Genomic DNA, 15,274 nt, shown 5'->3' on the forward strand with positions numbered 1-15,274 from the left:
TGTCAGGCGGGCAGGGCCACGGATTGGGTGGACGTCACTGCCTCATTGAATTCTCTCAGGCCTTCGAGGCCGTAGATGTCGCGCACAACATCGTCGGTCAGTTGCGCGGCAACCCCGTCAAAGAAGACGCGCCCGTTGCGCATCGCAATGATCCGGTCGCAATAGGCGCGTGCGGTGTCGAGCGTGTGGAGGTTCACAAGAACGGTCAGACCGTCCTCTTTGTTGATCTGGCGCAGGCCATCCATCACAAGCGTCGCATTGGCCGGGTCGAGTGAGGCGATCGGCTCATCGGCAAGCATAATTCTAGGCTGCTGCACAAGCGCTTTTGCGATCGCCACGCGCTGTTGTTGCCCGCCCGAAAGCGTGCCCGCGCGTTGCAGAGCCTGCGGCACCAGATCCAGCCGGTCGAGCGCCTGCAAAGCCATCGCTCGTTCGGCATCAGTGAACTGCATGGCCATTGAACTGAGAAAGCCATGCTCAGCTAAGCGCCCGATCAGCACGTTGGTCAGAACATCGAGCCGGTCTACAAGGTTGAACTGTTGAAAAATCATCGCACAATCGCGGCGCCAGTTACGCAGATCGCGACCGCGCAGGTTGGTGATCTCTGTGCCCCCAAACGAAATCGACCCCTGCGTGGGGTCGATGAGGCGGTTGATCAAACGCAGCATGGTGGACTTGCCGGCGCCTGAGCGTCCAATGACACCGACAAACTGACCTGGCTCGATCTTTAGTGTGACATTGTCGACGGCGCGTGTTTCATCAAAGACTTTGGAAACATTGGTGAGGGTTAGCGCAGACAGGTCAGAAGCAGGCATCGCGATTCATCCGAATGAATTGTGCGTGATTGATGACCTGCTTCTGTGACACCTAAGAGTCCGTTTTGTAAAAGTTGGGTTAAGCGACAGCGGCAACTCTGGATTGGGCGCTAAATCGCGGACCAGAGCCATTCGAAAAAATGGTCTCACCACCAGAGATGGTTTGAACAACCCGGTCATTGGCATCGACGACGACAAGGTCCGCTCGCTTGCCCACGGCAACCTCACCCCTGTCGCTGAGGCCAAGTGCCTTGGCAGGGTTTTTTGAAGCCAGACGCACCGCGCCGACCAGACCACCCGGATCAGACGCGGACAGGGCGCGAATGGCCGGCAAGATGGCAGCAGGGTGATAATCCGCCGCCAAGATGTGCAAAAGCCCCATTGCATGGGCATCGCGCGCAGACAGATTGCCCGAATAGCTTTGCCCGCGCATCGCATTTGGTGCGCCCATGGCAATCATCAGACCGCGCTCCTTTGCGACCTGAGCAGCTTCCAACGTCACAGGGAATTCGCTAATGACGGCCCCGATGTCCGCCATCAAACCAGCCTTTTGCACGGTGTCGTCGTCATGGCTGGCCATTACAACACCGTGTGCTTTGCAGAGCCGCGAGACATCGCGAAGGTTCTCCAATAGCTGTTCGACGGGCACGGCATTGTCCATACGCGTCTGGATTTCTGCGCGGGCTTCTTCTTCGCTTTTCCCGCCCCGCATCCGGTAACCGATCAGCTTTTCGATGTTGCGATACTGGCCTTGACCCGGGGTATGATCCATGACGGACACCAGATCGACGGCTCCTGCGACCAGCAAACCTTCAAGCGCAGCGATGGCATCGGTATAGGTCATGTCAAACCGCGCATGGATGCGGTGATCGACCCGGAGCCCCTGAATGTTGTCTTTGAGCGCGCGAATGATGGCGCTTGTATGCTCAAATGACCGCCGCTCTCCATCCTTCGCGCTGCGCGAGAAAGACACGCCCGCATAGGCCGTCGTTACCCCAGCCGCGGCAAGGCGCGCATCCAGATGACCGACCGCGACCTCCATGGGGAAATCGACCTTCGGGCGAGGTTCCAGTTCCAGCTCGATCATGTCACCGTGCATGTCGATAAAGCCGGGGAAGACGGTGAAGCCACACGGCTGACCTGGGCTGTCAGTGATCTCGGCGATCATACCGTTTTCGATCTTCAGCGCGCCGTTCTCGATGATCCGGTCCGCCAGGATGAGTTTTACGTCAGAGAGCCACATCATCTCGCTCCTCTTGAGGTGCTGCATCGGGGGTTAGATCAACCACGCGGTCAATCAGGTGCATCACATCATCAGGATGGTGGAACACGCCAATCATCGCCGTGCCCTGATCTTTCAACTCTTTCAGCCGTGCCACCAGCGCCCCGCGCGCGTTGGCGTCAAGCGAGGCGGTTGGCTCGTCCAGCATCAACAGTTTCTGCGGCAGGATCAGCGCGCGGGCCAGATTGACCTTTTGCTGTTCGCCTCCAGAAAAGGTTGTTGGATAGGCAGCCCACAGGTCTGGCTTCACGCCAAAGGTTGCAAGCGCTTTGCGGGCGGCTTCTAAAGCGGCTTCAGGCTCCCATCCTGCAAGGCGCAAAGGTTCAGCCACGATGGCCTCGGCGCTCACACGCGGGCGCGCTGTCAGGAATTGCGTGACAAAACCAATTTCCGTGCGCCGCAAATGCGCAACGTCTACATCCGCCGCCCGCGCAAGATCGATCAAACCGTGACTGGAATGAAACCGTATTTCACCGGAGAGCGGCAGGTAAGACCGGTAAAGCGTGCGCAGCAGCGTGGATTTGCCCGCACCGTTTGCGCCCTTGAGCAAAACAAACTCCCCCGCCGCGACGTCAAAGGAAATTTCTTTGAAGGCCGGGATATCCTTTTCCAGATGATGCAGCGAAAAGCCCTTAGTGAGCCGATCGATTTCCAGAACCTGTGTCATAGCTTCGCGTGCACCAGTTGTTGTGTGTAAGGATGTTGCGGATCCTGGAAGATCTGATCCGCAAGCCCAGTCTCAACCACTTCGCCGCGCCGCATCACCATGACCCGGTCCGCGAGCGTGCGGATGACGCCAAGGTCGTGGCTTACAATGACCATGGTGATCTGTCGGTCCTGCTGAAGGCGCTTGAGCGTGTCGAGCACTAGCGCTTGAACGCTCACATCCAAACCCGTGGTCGGCTCATCCAGCAGCAAAAGCGCCGGTTCAAGCGCAATCGCTTTTGCCAGTTGCACCCGCTGTTGCATACCGCCTGAGAGCTCAATCGGCGGCGCGTCAAGGCGATCCAACGGAAACTCTGACGCATCCAAGGCTTCAGTCGCCGCCTGCCGCAGGGTCGCAAAGCTGCGTTCCCCCGCGACGAGAAGACGTTCGGCGACATTGCCTGACGATGAGTGTTTCATCAAAAGGCCAAGATGGGGGTTCTGATAGACAATTCCGATCTTGGTCGCGCAAAGCATCCGGCGGGCAAATCGGTCAAGCTCAAAGAGATTGCCAGACACATCGGGCAAGTCGAGCGTGTAACTGCCGGTCTCGGGGATCTCTTCAAGGTTCATCATCCGCAGCAGCGTCGATTTTCCTGATCCACTTTCGCCGACAATGCCAAGCACCTCGCCCGGATAGGCATGGGCCGAGACATTGCGCACGGCCTGCACCGGGCCATAGGATTTGGAGACGCCATGCACCTCTAGCAGCGGGCGCGTTTCAACGATGCGTGGGGCGTCGAGTGTTAGGGTCATTGCGGCATCTCCCCGTCTTTGTACCAGGTCTCGCCCCGGCTTTCGCCGTTTCCATCCCGTGCGCGAATGGTTTTTACACCCCATTCGCTGTCCGAGACCTCAAAGGCGGAGCTGCCGTCATCCCGCGGGATTTCGTTCATGAAAAAGCCTGTGGTGCCGGAGCGGGTACAGGTCAGAGCTCCGTGCTCTTCGACCTTGTAAGGCACATCCGAGAAGACCAAAGGCTCAACGCGCGTAAATGGTGGGACCGCGAAGATGCGCTTTTCCCGACCTGCCGAAAGGATCGTCAGGTGCTTGGCCATATGCAGTTTCGGGACATCCCAACGGGGGATGGGCGAGGGCGTCATGACATGCCGACCATGCACCAGGCTTGGGTAGCTCGCGCCCTGCATAACCCGGCCCGAGCGCACGATCTGCTCATAGAGCTGCAGCCACATCCGCCCATAGTCTGCATCCGCATGCATCTGGCGTGCGATGGACATGTTGGGCTGGACCGGCCGCAGCGGCTCTGGGTTCGGAACTTGCAACACCAAGACCTGGTCTTCGCGCAGGATTTCCTCGGGGATACGGTGGCGCGATTGGATGAGATCCGCGTCCAACGCATCCTTTGTCGTCGGCGTCCCCGCAACCCGCGCGATAAAGCGCCGTATCGAAGCCGCGTTGACGCTGTCATCGGCGCCTTGGTCGATGACCTTCACGCGTGTTTGCGGGTTCACCAGTGTCAATGACACCTGAAGCCCGCCCGTGCCCCAACCGCGTGCCATGGGCACTTCGCGGCTGGCATAGGGCATCTGGCATCCCGGCACGGCGACGGATTTCAGCATCTTGCGGCGCAGCTCGCGCTTGGCAGAGCCATCAAGGAAGCCATAACTCATCGCTTCCCACGGCTTTGTGAGGGCAGTCAGGCTCATTCCGCGGGCTCCATGTCAGAGGATTTGGATTGTCCAGCCTTCTTGGCCTTCGCATCCCGCATCGCATCTAGCGAAGACTGGAATGTCACATAATGCGGCAGCTTGAAGTGAATGCAGAAGCCCGAGCTTTCGACGCCTTCGGTATGGTAAAGGAAGAATTCCTCTTCGGTGGCCGAGCCTTTTTCCGCACCGGGGCTGTTGAGATCGAGCGTCGCGGCTGCGATGCATTTGACCTCGTTCCAGCCAAAGGTGGCGGCATAGCCGATGCCCAGCTTCTCACCCTTTTTGTCGACGACTTCGGCCTGAGAGACCTTGACCCGGCCCGCAGAAAATTGGCGCCCATCGGGATGGGTGACGGCGATTTCGGCCTCGGCCAAACGCAATTCGTTCACCGTCGGGTGCGCCTGCCCATAGCCGCGCATTGCGGCGTAGCCGAGCGCCAGAACACCGCCGGTTTCTGCCCGAGCAAGGCTTTGCAGCGTATGGGCGCGTTTGGACGGAAACAGCAGCGGCTCTCGTGTCAGATCAGGGATATCGTTGCCTTTGGTCGGATCGTTGGTCGGTGGATCAATCAGGTCGTTCTCCGCCTGCCATGCGCTGACACTGGGTTGATAGGCAGGCGATGGGTTGGTCGCAGGCTCAACGGGTTCGGGCGCATAAGGCGCGCCTTGCAGCACATCGGTCGCCAGAATGCGATGTGCATAGTCAAGGGTCGGCCCCAGAACCTGCCCGCCGGGAATATCCTTGAAGGCGGCAGAGATGCGACGATGGGTAAACAAGGTATCCTGCTCAATCGGTGCCGCCACCTGCAATCGCGGCTGCGTTGTCCGCCATGCGCGAAGCAGCAAAACAGCCTCATAGAGCTCTCCGCCGGTTTGGGCCAAAGCGAGCGCGGCAAGATCTTCGTCATAAAGCGAGGCCTCGCCCATGACCCGGTCGATCAGATAGGGCAGGCTTTTCTTGACCTCTTCAACGCGGTCGCGGTCAAAGCCCCCCATTTCCTCGCGAAAAAGCCGTTCTGATTGTTCGATGGCCCGCTCACCACCGCGTGTTGCGACATAGGCCATTACAACTCCTCCACAGTCGTGGATCGCGGCACGCCAACAACGCGGGCACCATCGACAAAGAACAGATCAAACCCCATCGGGTATCTCAGACGCGCGGCGCGTGCTTTCCAAAACCCATTGGGCAGCCCGCCGAGCTGAAGCGTTACCGCGCCGTCAACGCCCGGTCCGGTCAGCCGCACTCCTGAGCCTGCACCGAGACTGGCCCGGACAATCACCGTCGCCCCTTCGTCAGGGTAATAATCGCTGCCGATCGCAATGTCGGCGAGAGGCTCGGACGTGGCCATTGCCCCCAGAAAGACGTGATCAGCCTTGTCGATGTCAGCCAGTTCGGCGCCGGTGCGCATAATCTCGGGCATCAGGAGCGGGTCAGCTGCGTAGACCAAGCATTCCCTGTCCAGCAGGGCGGGGACAATGCTTTGCTCTCCCGGCTCTGGCAGATCACGGGGCAATCCGGGGCGGCTCAACGTCCAGAGCAAGGCGTCAAACGCCGCGTTGTCACGGCTCTCGGCGAGGCTTGGCGCAGGGGTGGCAAGCATCAGAAGGTCTCCATGTTCACGCGGGTGGCCTCGACGCGGCGCAGCACATCTTCGTCTGCCTGTTGCAATGCCTCGGCCTGCGCGTTGCAAAACGCCTTGCAGTCCGCGCGACGCACATCTGTCGCCATCGCAAGATCAACTAGCGCCATCGCCATCGAGGCCTCGAGGTCATGCCCGCGCCGCATCCCGTAGCCTTGCACCTCGCCCTTGCGAATATGCGCTTCGCTCATCAGCACTTCGCCAAGGTGAAACGCGACGCCTTTGGCCGTGTCGCGCATCGGCAGCATCACCAGACCGCTTTGCGATTGCAGGACTTCGATCTCGCCCAGATCCGGGATCAGGGTTTCCGCGAAACTCTTGAGCTGTATTGCATCGGCGCGCGCCAGCACGCTCAGCGTGTCATCCATCGGAATGCTCCATTGTGAAATTCACCCGCGCCGCGGACCAGATGACCCGGCTGGTCGAGATCGGCATCCCGTCAAGCGTGGCGTCGATGGCCGTGACGACCAGCACGGGAACGTCCGGGTGTTGTTTGAGGGTTTTTGCTTCTTCAAGTTTTGCCGCACGCGAATAGATCGACGTGTGCTGCCGCACATAGTCGTCGATACCGAAGGACCGATATGTCTCTGTCGTGGATCCCAGAACGTCCCGGCGCTCTGCAAAATCGGCGAAACGTTCGGCGCAGTGGTAGCTGGATCCAAAGGCAACCGGCAGATCATTCGCCAGCGTTATCCGCTGGCTTTTGGTCACCCGCGCGCCGGAATTCAACAGAAGTGCCTTTGCCACGTCATGAGGTGCAGAAACGCGACTGGCAGAGACCAAGCGACTGGTCACATCCACGCCCTGCGGGATCAGGTTGCGGCGCAGCCGGGTGCGTTTGCCGATTTGATAGGTCAGCCGTGGCGCATCGGCGACAAAGGTGCCGCGCCCCTGTTCGATGCTGATCTTTCCGTCGCGCGCGAGCGCTTCAAGCGCGCGTCGCACCGAATGTCGACCAATCTCAAACCGATCCGCCAGTTGGGATTCCGTCGGCAACTGATCCCCTGCCGACAAACGCCCAGAGCGGATATCATCTGAAAGGGTATCCCGAATTATGATCCAGTTTTCGCGCGTCATGTCCGATTCATCCGAATGAATTTTGTCTAGGTCACGCGGGTGACACTGGCATGACAAAAGCAGGAAAAACACCGGCGGCGTGGCGAAAGATCAAAGGTCTTACCTTGGCCTTGGAGCACTTATAGCTGAAAGCTCTCGGACGTGTCGGTGAAGTCGTGCAGATGAACGGTCACCTGATCGTCTTGCAACAGAACAACGCCATAAGCTGGCGGTTCAAAATTGCCGTTTATCCGCTCCGCCCGGGCGTTCAGATCAAGGGCCACCTGATGGTTGAGCCCGCGCATGCATGAATAGCTGATTCCGCGCCAATTGCCCCAGATCGCCCGATGAACATGGCCAAAAAACAGGTGGCGGATGCGATTTTTATGCGGCGCAACCACGTCGTGGAACGCCTCTGCATCCAGCATCATGATCGCGTCCATCGCTTTGATCCCGACCTCGAACGGCGGGTGGTGCATGAACAGATAGACGGGGCCGGAGGCCTCCAACTGGTGGGACAGCCAGTCGCGGCGCGCCTCACAATAAGCTCCCGCATGGCCCTCCGGCGCTTTGGTGTCGAGCAGCAAGAACCGCCCGCGCGGCGTCTCAATCGCTTGCTGCACAAAGCCATTTTCGTCACGCGGCAGGTCCGGAAATGTCTGCATCAGCGACGGCGTGTCGTCGTGATTGCCCACCATAAGATGGAATGGGATTTTCAGCTTGGCGATCTCAATTGCAAAACGCGCATAGGCATCTGCGTCGCCCCAATGGGTCATATCGCCCGTGACAATCACAAACTCCGCATCACTGTGTTCGGCGTTGATCGACGTGACAGCCTCGGTCAGTCGCTCTGCCGGGTCCTGACCATAGAGCAGACCGGAACCGACAACATGCGTGTCCGTGAGGTGGATGAACTTCATTCCGCCGCCACAGGCTTTACCCAGTCGTCCCAGCCGGTGCCCGAGGAGAATACCGGGCCGTCCCATGTGAAAGGAATGTCGTGGATTACGGTCGTGTCCTCGCGGACCTCGATCACTGCAAAGGAGGGCGCCATGGGCGCACCATGCAGGAGTTCGGTCTCGGTGAAGTCGGGCAGGGACTGGTTCCCTGTGGACCGCACAGAGGCAAAGGGGATACCGCAATAAGTGCCGGTACAAATCGTATGGATATGGCCGAAATGCAGATAGTCGATTTTGTTGGCAAAGCGTTTGAGCAAGTCGGCAAAGGCAGGCCGATCCTCCGAGACCAGCGCAATTTTGTCCTCGGCGGGCTGGCCGAGTGTCATGACGTTGTGATGCATGAACAGTCGCGCGCGTTTGCAGCTTTCCAGTTGTTTCTCAAGCCAAGCAACCCGGTCCGCACCGAAATGGCCAGCATGCGTGCACGGCGCGGTGGTATCGAGAAAGATGAGCCGCGTGCCCTCCAGATCTTCGACATAGTTCACATAGCCGTTTTCATCGCGCGGATGATCGGGGAACGCGGCCAGGAAATCCGTGCGGTTATCGTGATTGCCCATCAGCAAGCGCACGGGGCAGGGCAGATCCGCAAGCGCGTCTTTGAGCGCGACATAGGCCTGCGGCTCTCCCCAATGGGTGAGGTCGCCGGTGATAATGATCCTGTCGGCATCGGCGTGCTTTGCGCGCACCTCATCCAGGGCCTGCGCAAAACGGCGATGGGGATCGAGCCCGCCCATACGCTCGCCCGGAACGGTCAGGTGAATGTCAGAGATATGGACGAGTTTCATCGAAATGCCTTTCGAAAGAGAGCTGGCCGCCCCGCAAAGGGCGACCAGCCGTTGGGTTTAGCCGTTCGGCAGCAGGTCGGCGATTTCTTCGACCAGCTCTTCTTGCAGCTCTTTCATGTCGGTGGCGTCGCCGGTGACGATGCGTTCGATCCCGTCATAGATCACCTGTGTGATCGCCAAGCCGTTGTCGCCCGGATAGGCCAGCCAGTCGCGCAGCAGCGGCAGCTGATCCACGGCGGTTTGTTTATTCGGGTTCTGCTCGTAGAAATCCGCAAGAATGATCTCGTTGGCTGCCTTGTTCGGCGGCATGTAACCGGTGGTCTTTGCCACTTCGGCAGCGCCTTCGCCCGAGGTGATGTACTTGAGCCATGTCCAGGCGGCCTCACGCACGGCGGGATCTTCGGAGGTCGAGGTCAGCATTGCAGCATTGCCGCCCGCGGGCAGACCCATCGGCGCGCCTTCCAGACCGGGGAAGGGGCCAGTGACCAGTTCAAAATCGCCTTGGCTGCGCTCAACCGCGCCCAGAGCCGAGGTGGACCAGAACATCATGCCGATCTCGCCGGCAGAGAAAGACGCCAGCGCGGCTTTCCATTCGAGGTTCTGCATCTCACATTCGGTGAAGATCTCCTGCATCTGCTCCAGCGCCACCAGCGCCTCGGGGCTGTCCATGGTGACGTTGCCATTCTCGACGATTGCCTTGTCCTGGCTCCAGAGCAAAGCCTGCATGAACCAGTTGCCCGTGATGTTCCAACCCCAGAAGATCGGGTTGTCGATACCGTTGGCCTTCATCGTCTTGCAGGCCGCGATCACGTCGCCCCATGTCTGCGGCAGCTCTTCGATACCGCCTTCGCGCAGGATGTCCATGTTGTAGTAGCCAACCGGCAGCGAGACCGAGAAGGGCAGCCCGTAGACTTCGCCGTTGAACGTGGACAGCGACAGCATGGCTTGGTGATAACCGTCCTTTTCGAAATCAGCCTCGGCAGAGATGAAGGGCTCCAGCGATTGCGCGATGCCCTTGTCGACCAGCGGAGCCTGACGATTCAGGCCCTGCATGGTAACGTCGGGCAAGTTGCCGGATACCGCCTCGCGCAGCACTGTGTTGGTGCCGTCCTCATAGGATTCGTAGGTCGCGCGGAACTTCACCTCGATATTCGGGTGCGCCTCTTTGAAGGCGGGCATCATCGCCTCATAGGTCACGTCAAAGAGGTGGCTATAAGGATAGGCAAACTCGATTGTCACCTTGTCTTCGGCAAAAACAGCGGTGGCGGAGAGCGCCACAGCCATTGCAGTCAGCGTGTATTTCATTACATCTACTCCAGTTGTTGGGGCTGACGGTTTGGCGATTGGCAGACCCCGGTGATAAGCCCGAAAGGGCGGGTGAGTAGGGTGGGAGCGATCCCACCCTATTTCATTCCAGACAGCGTGATCCCCTCGATAAAGCGGCGTTGTGCGACCAGAAATGCGACGATAAGCGGTGTGACAATGATGGTGGCGGTGGCCATCATCGGCCCGAAGAATGACCCGTCTGCGTCCCCTTTGAACTCGCGCAGGCCAAGCGGTGGCGTGAACAGGTCCCGGCTGCCGGTGACAACGATGCGCGGCCAGAAATAGTCGTTCCAATGGGCGACGATGCTGAAGATGGCAAAGGCGAGCAGGGCAGGGATGGCGGTGGGCAGCATGACGCGCCATACGATGGCGAACTCGGTCATCCCGTCCATGCGCGCGGCATCGATCAGATCATCCGGCACAGTCATGAAGAACTGCCGCATCAGGAAAATCCCAAAGACCGAGATCGTCCAGGGCACCACCAACGCGGCATAGGTATTGGTCAGCCCAACCTTGGCCAGCATGATGTAAAGCGGCAGAGCAATCGCGTGCACCGGGATCAGCAGGCAGAACAGCACCAGCCCAAACACCGCCTCTCGGCCCCAGAATTTCAGCTTGGCCAACGCATAAGCTGCGGGCAGGGCGACCAGCACCTGAACAATGAAGATCGACGCGGTGACGATCACCCCGTTCAGCAAATAGCGCAGCAGCGGCGCCTCGATGAAAGCTTTGGAATAGTTGAACACCACGGGGCGCATCGAACAGTCGATTTCGGCCTGCGCCATGATCGCGGCGCGGATCTCGCTGTCGGTCTTGCCCGGATACTGAGGGGCAACGGCTGCAATCTCGTCCCGGTTCGGATCCCGCAGCTTCACGCAGCGCGGGTCGACCATCATCTCTTGCGCGCCAAAGAACCCGCCCACACCCCGGTCAATCTCGCCCGGGCTTTTGAAGGAATAGCTGAGCATCATGTAGAACGGCGCCAGTACGATGATCGCGCCGATCACTAGGATCAGGTGTTTCCAGACGTCGCGTGTCATCAGTAATGCACCTTCCGCTCGACCAGCCAACGCTGGATCAGGGTGAGAAACATCACGAAGACCAAAAACAGCATGGTGATGGCCGAGCCGATGCCAATCAGGTTCTGCTGCACACCTTTCTCGAAGATCGCGAACATCATCACATAGGTGGATTTGTTGGGCCCGCCGCCTTGGGGCCAGAACGCCTCGACCGTGTCAAAGACCTGAAAGGCGCGGATGCAAGAGATTGTCACCACGAACACAGTTGTCGGCCCAAGCGCGGGCCATGTGACGAGCCGGAACCGTTCCCATGCGCTTTTGGCCCCGTCCATTTCGGCAGCGTGATAAAGCTCACGATGCACCGCCGTCAGCCCTGCGAGGTAGAGCACCATGTTAAAGCCAAACCCTTGCCAGATGCCGATGAAACAGAGCACCCAGATGGCGTAGTCCCGATCCCCGAGCCACAAGGGGAAGCCGTCGGCGCAACCATTGGCTAGGAAGGGGACCACCTCAAGGAAGGTGCCGCAGGACAGCTCAAGCGTTTGATTGATTACGCCAATCGTCGGATGCAGCATGAATTCCCAAACAATCGCCATCGCGAGCAATGTCGCCATAACCGGCAAAAAAAAGATCGTCTTGTAGATATCCCCGATCCGCCCCAGCGAATTCACGAGCAGCGCTGCGCCCAGCCCCAATGCAACAGAGACCGGCACGACCACCGCAACATAGGTAAAGGTCGCGATGAACATCTTCTCATAAGTCGAGCGGGAAAACAGGCGGTCGTAATTCTTGAACCCGACCCAGTCAAAGCCGGTATTTCCAAGCGAGTAGTTGGTGAAAGACAGAATGCCCGCCACGACAACAGGCACCAACAGGATCAGAAACATCAAAGCCAGCGCTGGTGCGGTCAGGCCCCAGGCCGTCCGGGCCTGCCGGTTCACTTCGCGCGGCGCGCGCGCGGCGGCTGGCGCGTCAATCGCAGCCATATCAGGCGACCTCCCGCTCACGCATGACGGCGACTTCAAGGCGTCGCCTGCGCTTACCATCCGCGTCGAAAATCAAACCGTCGTTCAGATCAAAGCCCAAACCGACCTCAGCACCCAAGTGCAGCTTGTGGCGCTCAGTAGGAGCTGCGCGCAGGGTCACGCGCGCGGTTTGATCCGCCAGGGCGACTTGCGCATAAACCTCGGACCCGAGGTTTTCCATATGCGCGACAGTCCCGGTCATCACCGGCTCTGCCTGCATGAGTTTCAGCGCTTCCGGACGTAGGCCCAATTGATAGATGCCAGCCTGTGCCACCTCGGCGGCATGGCCCAATACCCGGCCAAACAGGGTCATCTCGGCATTTGCAAGCTCAACCGGCAAGATATTGATCTTTGGCGAGCCTATAAACTCCGCCACACGGATATCGCTGGGGTCTTCGTAGATGACACTGGGCGCATCACATTGCAGGATCTCACCGCCCATCATGACAGCGATCCGGTCTGACATGGTCATTGCTTCGACCTGATCGTGGGTCACATAAATGAAAGTCGCGTTCAGACGGCGGTGAAGCTGCGCGATCTCGGCGCGCGTTTGCACGCGGAGCTTGGCGTCCAGATTGGACAGCGGCTCATCCAGCAGAAACGCAGCCGGTTCCCGCACCAATGCGCGGCCCAAGGCAACCCGCTGACGTTGCCCACCTGAAAGTTGTCCCGGCTTGCGATCCAACAATGCGCTGATTTCCAGCATGTCGGCTGCGTCCTGCACCGCAGAAGCGATCTCGGCACGCTGCTCTTTGGCACCCGGCAGAAAAGGGCCGATCAAAGGCAGTCGTTGCGCGGCTGTCAAGGACCGCATCCGCAAAGGCACAGCGATGTTTTCGGCCACGGTCAAATGCGGATAAAGCGCGTAGGACTGGAACACCATTGACAGGTTGCGAGCCGCCGCGCGCATCCCGGTGACGCCTTTGCCATCAATCGCGATCTCGCCGCTGGTCGGATCCTCAAGACCCGCAATGATCCGCAGCAATGTCGACTTCCCGCACCCTGACGGCCCAACAAGCGACACGAACTCCGCATCCGCGACGTCCAGCGTCACACCTTTCAGCACCTCGGTGTCCCCAAAGCGTTTGGTAACCGATGAGATCGATAGGCCAGCCATGCGATTCCCCCATTCTTTGACACAGGGCTACTGATGCTGAGCCACAATTTTGTGACGTCATATTAGTGAAACCGATGGGGTCTATGGGTTATATGAAAGGCGGTTCAATGCGTCCCAACCATCACCAGTTCATCGCATTCGCCTATGTTGTCCGCGAAGGCAGCTTTTCCGCTGCTGCGGCGCGCATGGGCGTGACACAATCCACGATCACGCAACATATTGGAAATCTGGAAAAGACCGTCGGCACGCTTCTCCTGCGTCGCGGCAGGGACGGAGTGGAGCTCACGCCCACAGGGCAAGAGTTTTATGATCTGGCCGACCGCATGGTGTCGTTGGATGCCGAGGTCTCAGAGCGTCTTGAAGGCTACAACGCCATGAAAAACGGGCGCTTGAACGTCATTGGCAACGCGCCGCAACCGGCGCTCAGGATTATCGGGACCTTCAGGCAACGCTTTCCGAACATCCAGGTGAACTTCGGCCTTTATGACTGGTCGACCGCGACGAATATGCTCCGCAACAGACTGGCCGATGTAGGTTTGATCACGGATGCACCCGTGTCTGACGCGTGGGAGCGCATTCACATAGAGAGCGCCGAATATGTTGTTTACTGTCCAAATGAACACCCTCTGAGCGCGCAGGCATCGGTATCTCTCAAAGACTTACAGGAAGAAACGGTCATTATTCCGGAAAGAGGATCCTTGACAAGGAAGTTGCTTGAGAACGCCTGTCGGACCCACGCCGTTGCGCTCGAACGAACGGTAACGATGGCGACTTTCCCTCTGATGTACGAGGCTGTTTTGCAGGGTATCGGCGTCGCGGTGTTCCTGTGCAACAGTAGTCTGATCAAAAAGTCTGTAACGGAAATTCCGATCCGCGAGATGCCGCAGAAACATGAGACCCATTTGATCGCCACAAAAGACAGGGTGGGTTTGAAACTGATTTCCGAGTTCATCAACTCAGTGAATTAACATAAACCTGATTATGCGAAAATATACTTAATGTTGCGATAGTATATTTTTGTTTGTATGCTGACCCTATCACAGAGGGCCCACAGCATGTGTCATCTACTTAAAAAGCTCCTCCCCTCGGTCGCAGTCGCTCTAACTGTGACAGGTCTCTCGCTGCCTATGTCCGCCCGAGCGCAGACATACCCGATCGATTGCGCGATCCTCCTGTGCTTGTCTGGCGGCTGGCCTGCTTCCGTCCCTTGCGCACGAGCGCGCGCCGAATTCATCCGACGCATTACGCCTTGGCCAGTGGAACCCCCGCTTCAAATCTGGCGCTGTCCTATGGGCGCGTCCTTTGAGACAGCTCCAGCAGCAAACAGTGTAGACCGCATCTTTGAAGCGTTCTTCCAGAAGAACAGCACTGGACCGCGACAATCCTTTCCAGCGCGCGATACCGCTGATCCAATTATGGCTGCTTGGCGCATTCCAGAAACAGCTAGTGACTTCGTTCCTGCCGACCAGGCCCTTCGGCTCATTCAAGATCGCGCGGACATCGATATCAGCGGACCTGAGTTCAACTTCGTGCGATCCATCCGAGTCTTCGATGTCCGGTATGCGCGACAGCATGAATCCGGACGCGACGGCGACTGCAACCGTAGCGCCACCGTGGTCCTCGGCACATACGGAACCCAAGGCGATTTCGCCTGGCAGAGGTCTTCCATCAGCGCCCTACCCTCCGCCCATATCGGCCTCGAACGCTGGGGCCAGAACTGCCCCGGCATCTATCACCGTTCTGTCTTCGTCGACTGGCGTGACTATGAAGGGAACTACGGCTTTGAGCAGGTGAACTACTAGCGGCAACAAAGACAGCGTTGGCATTCGTCCGTGTCGGCCTAAGTGCTCGAAGCTAATCAAACACCGGTCGTTCG

The 15,274-nt window shown here is 58.8% G+C and carries 17 protein-coding genes; 2 read left to right on the plus strand and 15 right to left on the minus strand.

The genetic code is table 11. The annotated features are described in order from the left end of the window. Positions 1–2: 2 nt before the first annotated feature. The 15 genes from phnC to I3253_RS18415 all read right to left on the minus strand — a co-directional run bounded on the left by phnC (position 3) and on the right by I3253_RS18415 (position 13,398). Positions 3–815, minus strand: a complete 813-nt coding sequence (phnC, locus tag I3253_RS18345) for a phosphonate ABC transporter ATP-binding protein (RefSeq protein WP_197919274.1) — start codon at positions 813–815, stop codon at positions 3–5. A gap of 79 nt (positions 816–894) precedes the next feature. Continuing rightward, positions 895–2,058: an alpha-D-ribose 1-methylphosphonate 5-triphosphate diphosphatase gene (locus I3253_RS18350; protein WP_197919275.1), complete on the minus strand. Its 1,164-nt coding sequence runs from the start codon at positions 2,056–2,058 to the stop codon at positions 895–897. Further along, positions 2,045–2,764 carry a phosphonate C-P lyase system protein PhnL gene (locus I3253_RS18355; RefSeq protein WP_197919276.1) on the minus strand — a complete coding sequence of 240 codons (720 nt, stop codon included), beginning with the start codon at positions 2,762–2,764 and terminating at the stop codon, positions 2,045–2,047. Before I3253_RS18355 ends, I3253_RS18350 begins: the two co-directional genes overlap by 14 nt. Next, the gene (locus I3253_RS18360; protein WP_197919277.1) at positions 2,761–3,558 is read right to left on the minus strand and encodes an ATP-binding cassette domain-containing protein; all 798 of its coding nucleotides are present in this window, start codon (positions 3,556–3,558) and stop codon (positions 2,761–2,763) included. The genes I3253_RS18355 and I3253_RS18360 overlap by 4 nt, the downstream gene beginning before the upstream one ends. Then, positions 3,555–4,469: an alpha-D-ribose 1-methylphosphonate 5-phosphate C-P-lyase PhnJ gene (locus I3253_RS18365; protein WP_197919278.1), complete on the minus strand. Its 915-nt coding sequence runs from the start codon at positions 4,467–4,469 to the stop codon at positions 3,555–3,557. The genes I3253_RS18360 and I3253_RS18365 overlap by 4 nt, the downstream gene beginning before the upstream one ends. Next, positions 4,466–5,536 carry a carbon-phosphorus lyase complex subunit PhnI gene (locus I3253_RS18370; RefSeq protein ID WP_197919279.1) on the minus strand — a complete coding sequence of 357 codons (1,071 nt, stop codon included), beginning with the start codon at positions 5,534–5,536 and terminating at the stop codon, positions 4,466–4,468. The genes I3253_RS18365 and I3253_RS18370 overlap by 4 nt, the downstream gene beginning before the upstream one ends. Beyond that, positions 5,536–6,072, minus strand: a complete 537-nt coding sequence (phnH, locus tag I3253_RS18375; RefSeq protein WP_197919280.1) for a phosphonate C-P lyase system protein PhnH — start codon at positions 6,070–6,072, stop codon at positions 5,536–5,538. The genes I3253_RS18370 and phnH overlap by 1 nt, the downstream gene beginning before the upstream one ends. Next, complete coding sequence (locus I3253_RS18380; protein ID WP_197919281.1) at positions 6,072–6,479, minus strand: phosphonate C-P lyase system protein PhnG; 408 nt, start codon at positions 6,477–6,479, stop codon at positions 6,072–6,074. Before I3253_RS18380 ends, phnH begins: the two co-directional genes overlap by 1 nt. Next, a complete protein-coding gene (gene phnF, locus I3253_RS18385; RefSeq protein ID WP_197919282.1) occupies positions 6,472–7,188 on the minus strand; it encodes a phosphonate metabolism transcriptional regulator PhnF in 717 nt (238 codons plus the stop codon). Before phnF ends, I3253_RS18380 begins: the two co-directional genes overlap by 8 nt. Before the next feature lie 119 nt (positions 7,189–7,307). Then, entirely contained in the window at positions 7,308–8,087 is a 780-nt protein-coding gene (locus I3253_RS18390; protein WP_197919283.1) for a phosphodiesterase, read from the minus strand. Next, positions 8,084–8,911 carry a phosphodiesterase gene (locus I3253_RS18395; RefSeq protein WP_197919284.1) on the minus strand — a complete coding sequence of 276 codons (828 nt, stop codon included), beginning with the start codon at positions 8,909–8,911 and terminating at the stop codon, positions 8,084–8,086. Before I3253_RS18395 ends, I3253_RS18390 begins: the two co-directional genes overlap by 4 nt. Positions 8,912–8,968: 57 nt before the next feature. Beyond that, positions 8,969–10,216 (minus strand): ABC transporter substrate-binding protein, encoded by a 1,248-nt coding sequence (locus I3253_RS18400; RefSeq protein WP_197919285.1) that lies wholly within the window; start codon positions 10,214–10,216, stop codon positions 8,969–8,971. Positions 10,217–10,314: 98 nt separating this feature from the next. Beyond that, the gene (locus I3253_RS18405; RefSeq protein ID WP_197919286.1) at positions 10,315–11,277 is read right to left on the minus strand and encodes a carbohydrate ABC transporter permease; all 963 of its coding nucleotides are present in this window, start codon (positions 11,275–11,277) and stop codon (positions 10,315–10,317) included. Then, positions 11,277–12,242 carry a carbohydrate ABC transporter permease gene (locus I3253_RS18410; protein WP_197919287.1) on the minus strand — a complete coding sequence of 322 codons (966 nt, stop codon included), beginning with the start codon at positions 12,240–12,242 and terminating at the stop codon, positions 11,277–11,279. The genes I3253_RS18405 and I3253_RS18410 overlap by 1 nt, the downstream gene beginning before the upstream one ends. A 1-nt stretch (position 12,243) precedes the next feature. After that, positions 12,244–13,398 carry an ABC transporter ATP-binding protein gene (locus tag I3253_RS18415; protein ID WP_197919288.1) on the minus strand — a complete coding sequence of 385 codons (1,155 nt, stop codon included), beginning with the start codon at positions 13,396–13,398 and terminating at the stop codon, positions 12,244–12,246. An 83-nt stretch (positions 13,399–13,481) separates the two neighbouring features. Between I3253_RS18415 and I3253_RS18420 the strand changes: the two genes are divergently transcribed. Beyond that, a complete protein-coding gene (locus tag I3253_RS18420; protein WP_232272190.1) occupies positions 13,482–14,366 on the plus strand; it encodes a LysR family transcriptional regulator in 885 nt (294 codons plus the stop codon). A gap of 87 nt (positions 14,367–14,453) precedes the next feature. After that, on the plus strand, positions 14,454–15,200 hold the full coding sequence (locus tag I3253_RS18425; protein ID WP_232272191.1) for a hypothetical protein: 747 nt from the start codon (positions 14,454–14,456) through the stop codon (positions 15,198–15,200). The last annotated feature ends 74 nt before the right edge of the window (positions 15,201–15,274 follow it).

This window comes from Thiosulfatihalobacter marinus, from assembly GCF_016019955.1.
Lineage (GTDB): Bacteria > Pseudomonadota > Alphaproteobacteria > Rhodobacterales > Rhodobacteraceae > Shimia > Shimia marinus_A.

What these genes read in the sequence shown, in the direction of transcription:
- I3253_RS18365 (WP_197919278.1), bottom strand. Translation starts at nt 4,469, where the DNA reads ATGAGCCTGACTGCCCTCACAAAGCCGTGGGAAGCGATGAGTTATGGC.
- I3253_RS18350 (WP_197919275.1), bottom strand. Translation starts at nt 2,058, where the DNA reads ATGTGGCTCTCTGACGTAAAACTCATCCTGGCGGACCGGATCATCGAG.
- I3253_RS18360 (WP_197919277.1), bottom strand. Translation starts at nt 3,558, where the DNA reads ATGACCCTAACACTCGACGCCCCACGCATCGTTGAAACGCGCCCGCTG.
- I3253_RS18370 (WP_197919279.1), bottom strand. Translation starts at nt 5,536, where the DNA reads ATGGCCTATGTCGCAACACGCGGTGGTGAGCGGGCCATCGAACAATCA.
- I3253_RS18380 (WP_197919281.1), bottom strand. Translation starts at nt 6,479, where the DNA reads ATGGATGACACGCTGAGCGTGCTGGCGCGCGCCGATGCAATACAGCTC.
- I3253_RS18415 (WP_197919288.1), bottom strand. Translation starts at nt 13,398, where the DNA reads ATGGCTGGCCTATCGATCTCATCGGTTACCAAACGCTTTGGGGACACC.
- I3253_RS18405 (WP_197919286.1), bottom strand. Translation starts at nt 11,277, where the DNA reads ATGACACGCGACGTCTGGAAACACCTGATCCTAGTGATCGGCGCGATC.
- I3253_RS18410 (WP_197919287.1), bottom strand. Translation starts at nt 12,242, where the DNA reads ATGGCTGCGATTGACGCGCCAGCCGCCGCGCGCGCGCCGCGCGAAGTG.
- phnF (WP_197919282.1), bottom strand. Translation starts at nt 7,188, where the DNA reads ATGACGCGCGAAAACTGGATCATAATTCGGGATACCCTTTCAGATGAT.
- I3253_RS18355 (WP_197919276.1), bottom strand. Translation starts at nt 2,764, where the DNA reads ATGACACAGGTTCTGGAAATCGATCGGCTCACTAAGGGCTTTTCGCTG.
- I3253_RS18395 (WP_197919284.1), bottom strand. Translation starts at nt 8,911, where the DNA reads ATGAAACTCGTCCATATCTCTGACATTCACCTGACCGTTCCGGGCGAG.
- phnH (WP_197919280.1), bottom strand. Translation starts at nt 6,072, where the DNA reads ATGCTTGCCACCCCTGCGCCAAGCCTCGCCGAGAGCCGTGACAACGCG.
- I3253_RS18390 (WP_197919283.1), bottom strand. Translation starts at nt 8,087, where the DNA reads ATGAAGTTCATCCACCTCACGGACACGCATGTTGTCGGTTCCGGTCTG.
- I3253_RS18400 (WP_197919285.1), bottom strand. Translation starts at nt 10,216, where the DNA reads ATGAAATACACGCTGACTGCAATGGCTGTGGCGCTCTCCGCCACCGCT.
- I3253_RS18425 (WP_232272191.1), top strand. Translation starts at nt 14,454, where the DNA reads ATGTGTCATCTACTTAAAAAGCTCCTCCCCTCGGTCGCAGTCGCTCTA.
- phnC (WP_197919274.1), bottom strand. Translation starts at nt 815, where the DNA reads ATGCCTGCTTCTGACCTGTCTGCGCTAACCCTCACCAATGTTTCCAAA.
- I3253_RS18420 (WP_232272190.1), top strand. Translation starts at nt 13,482, where the DNA reads ATGGGTTATATGAAAGGCGGTTCAATGCGTCCCAACCATCACCAGTTC.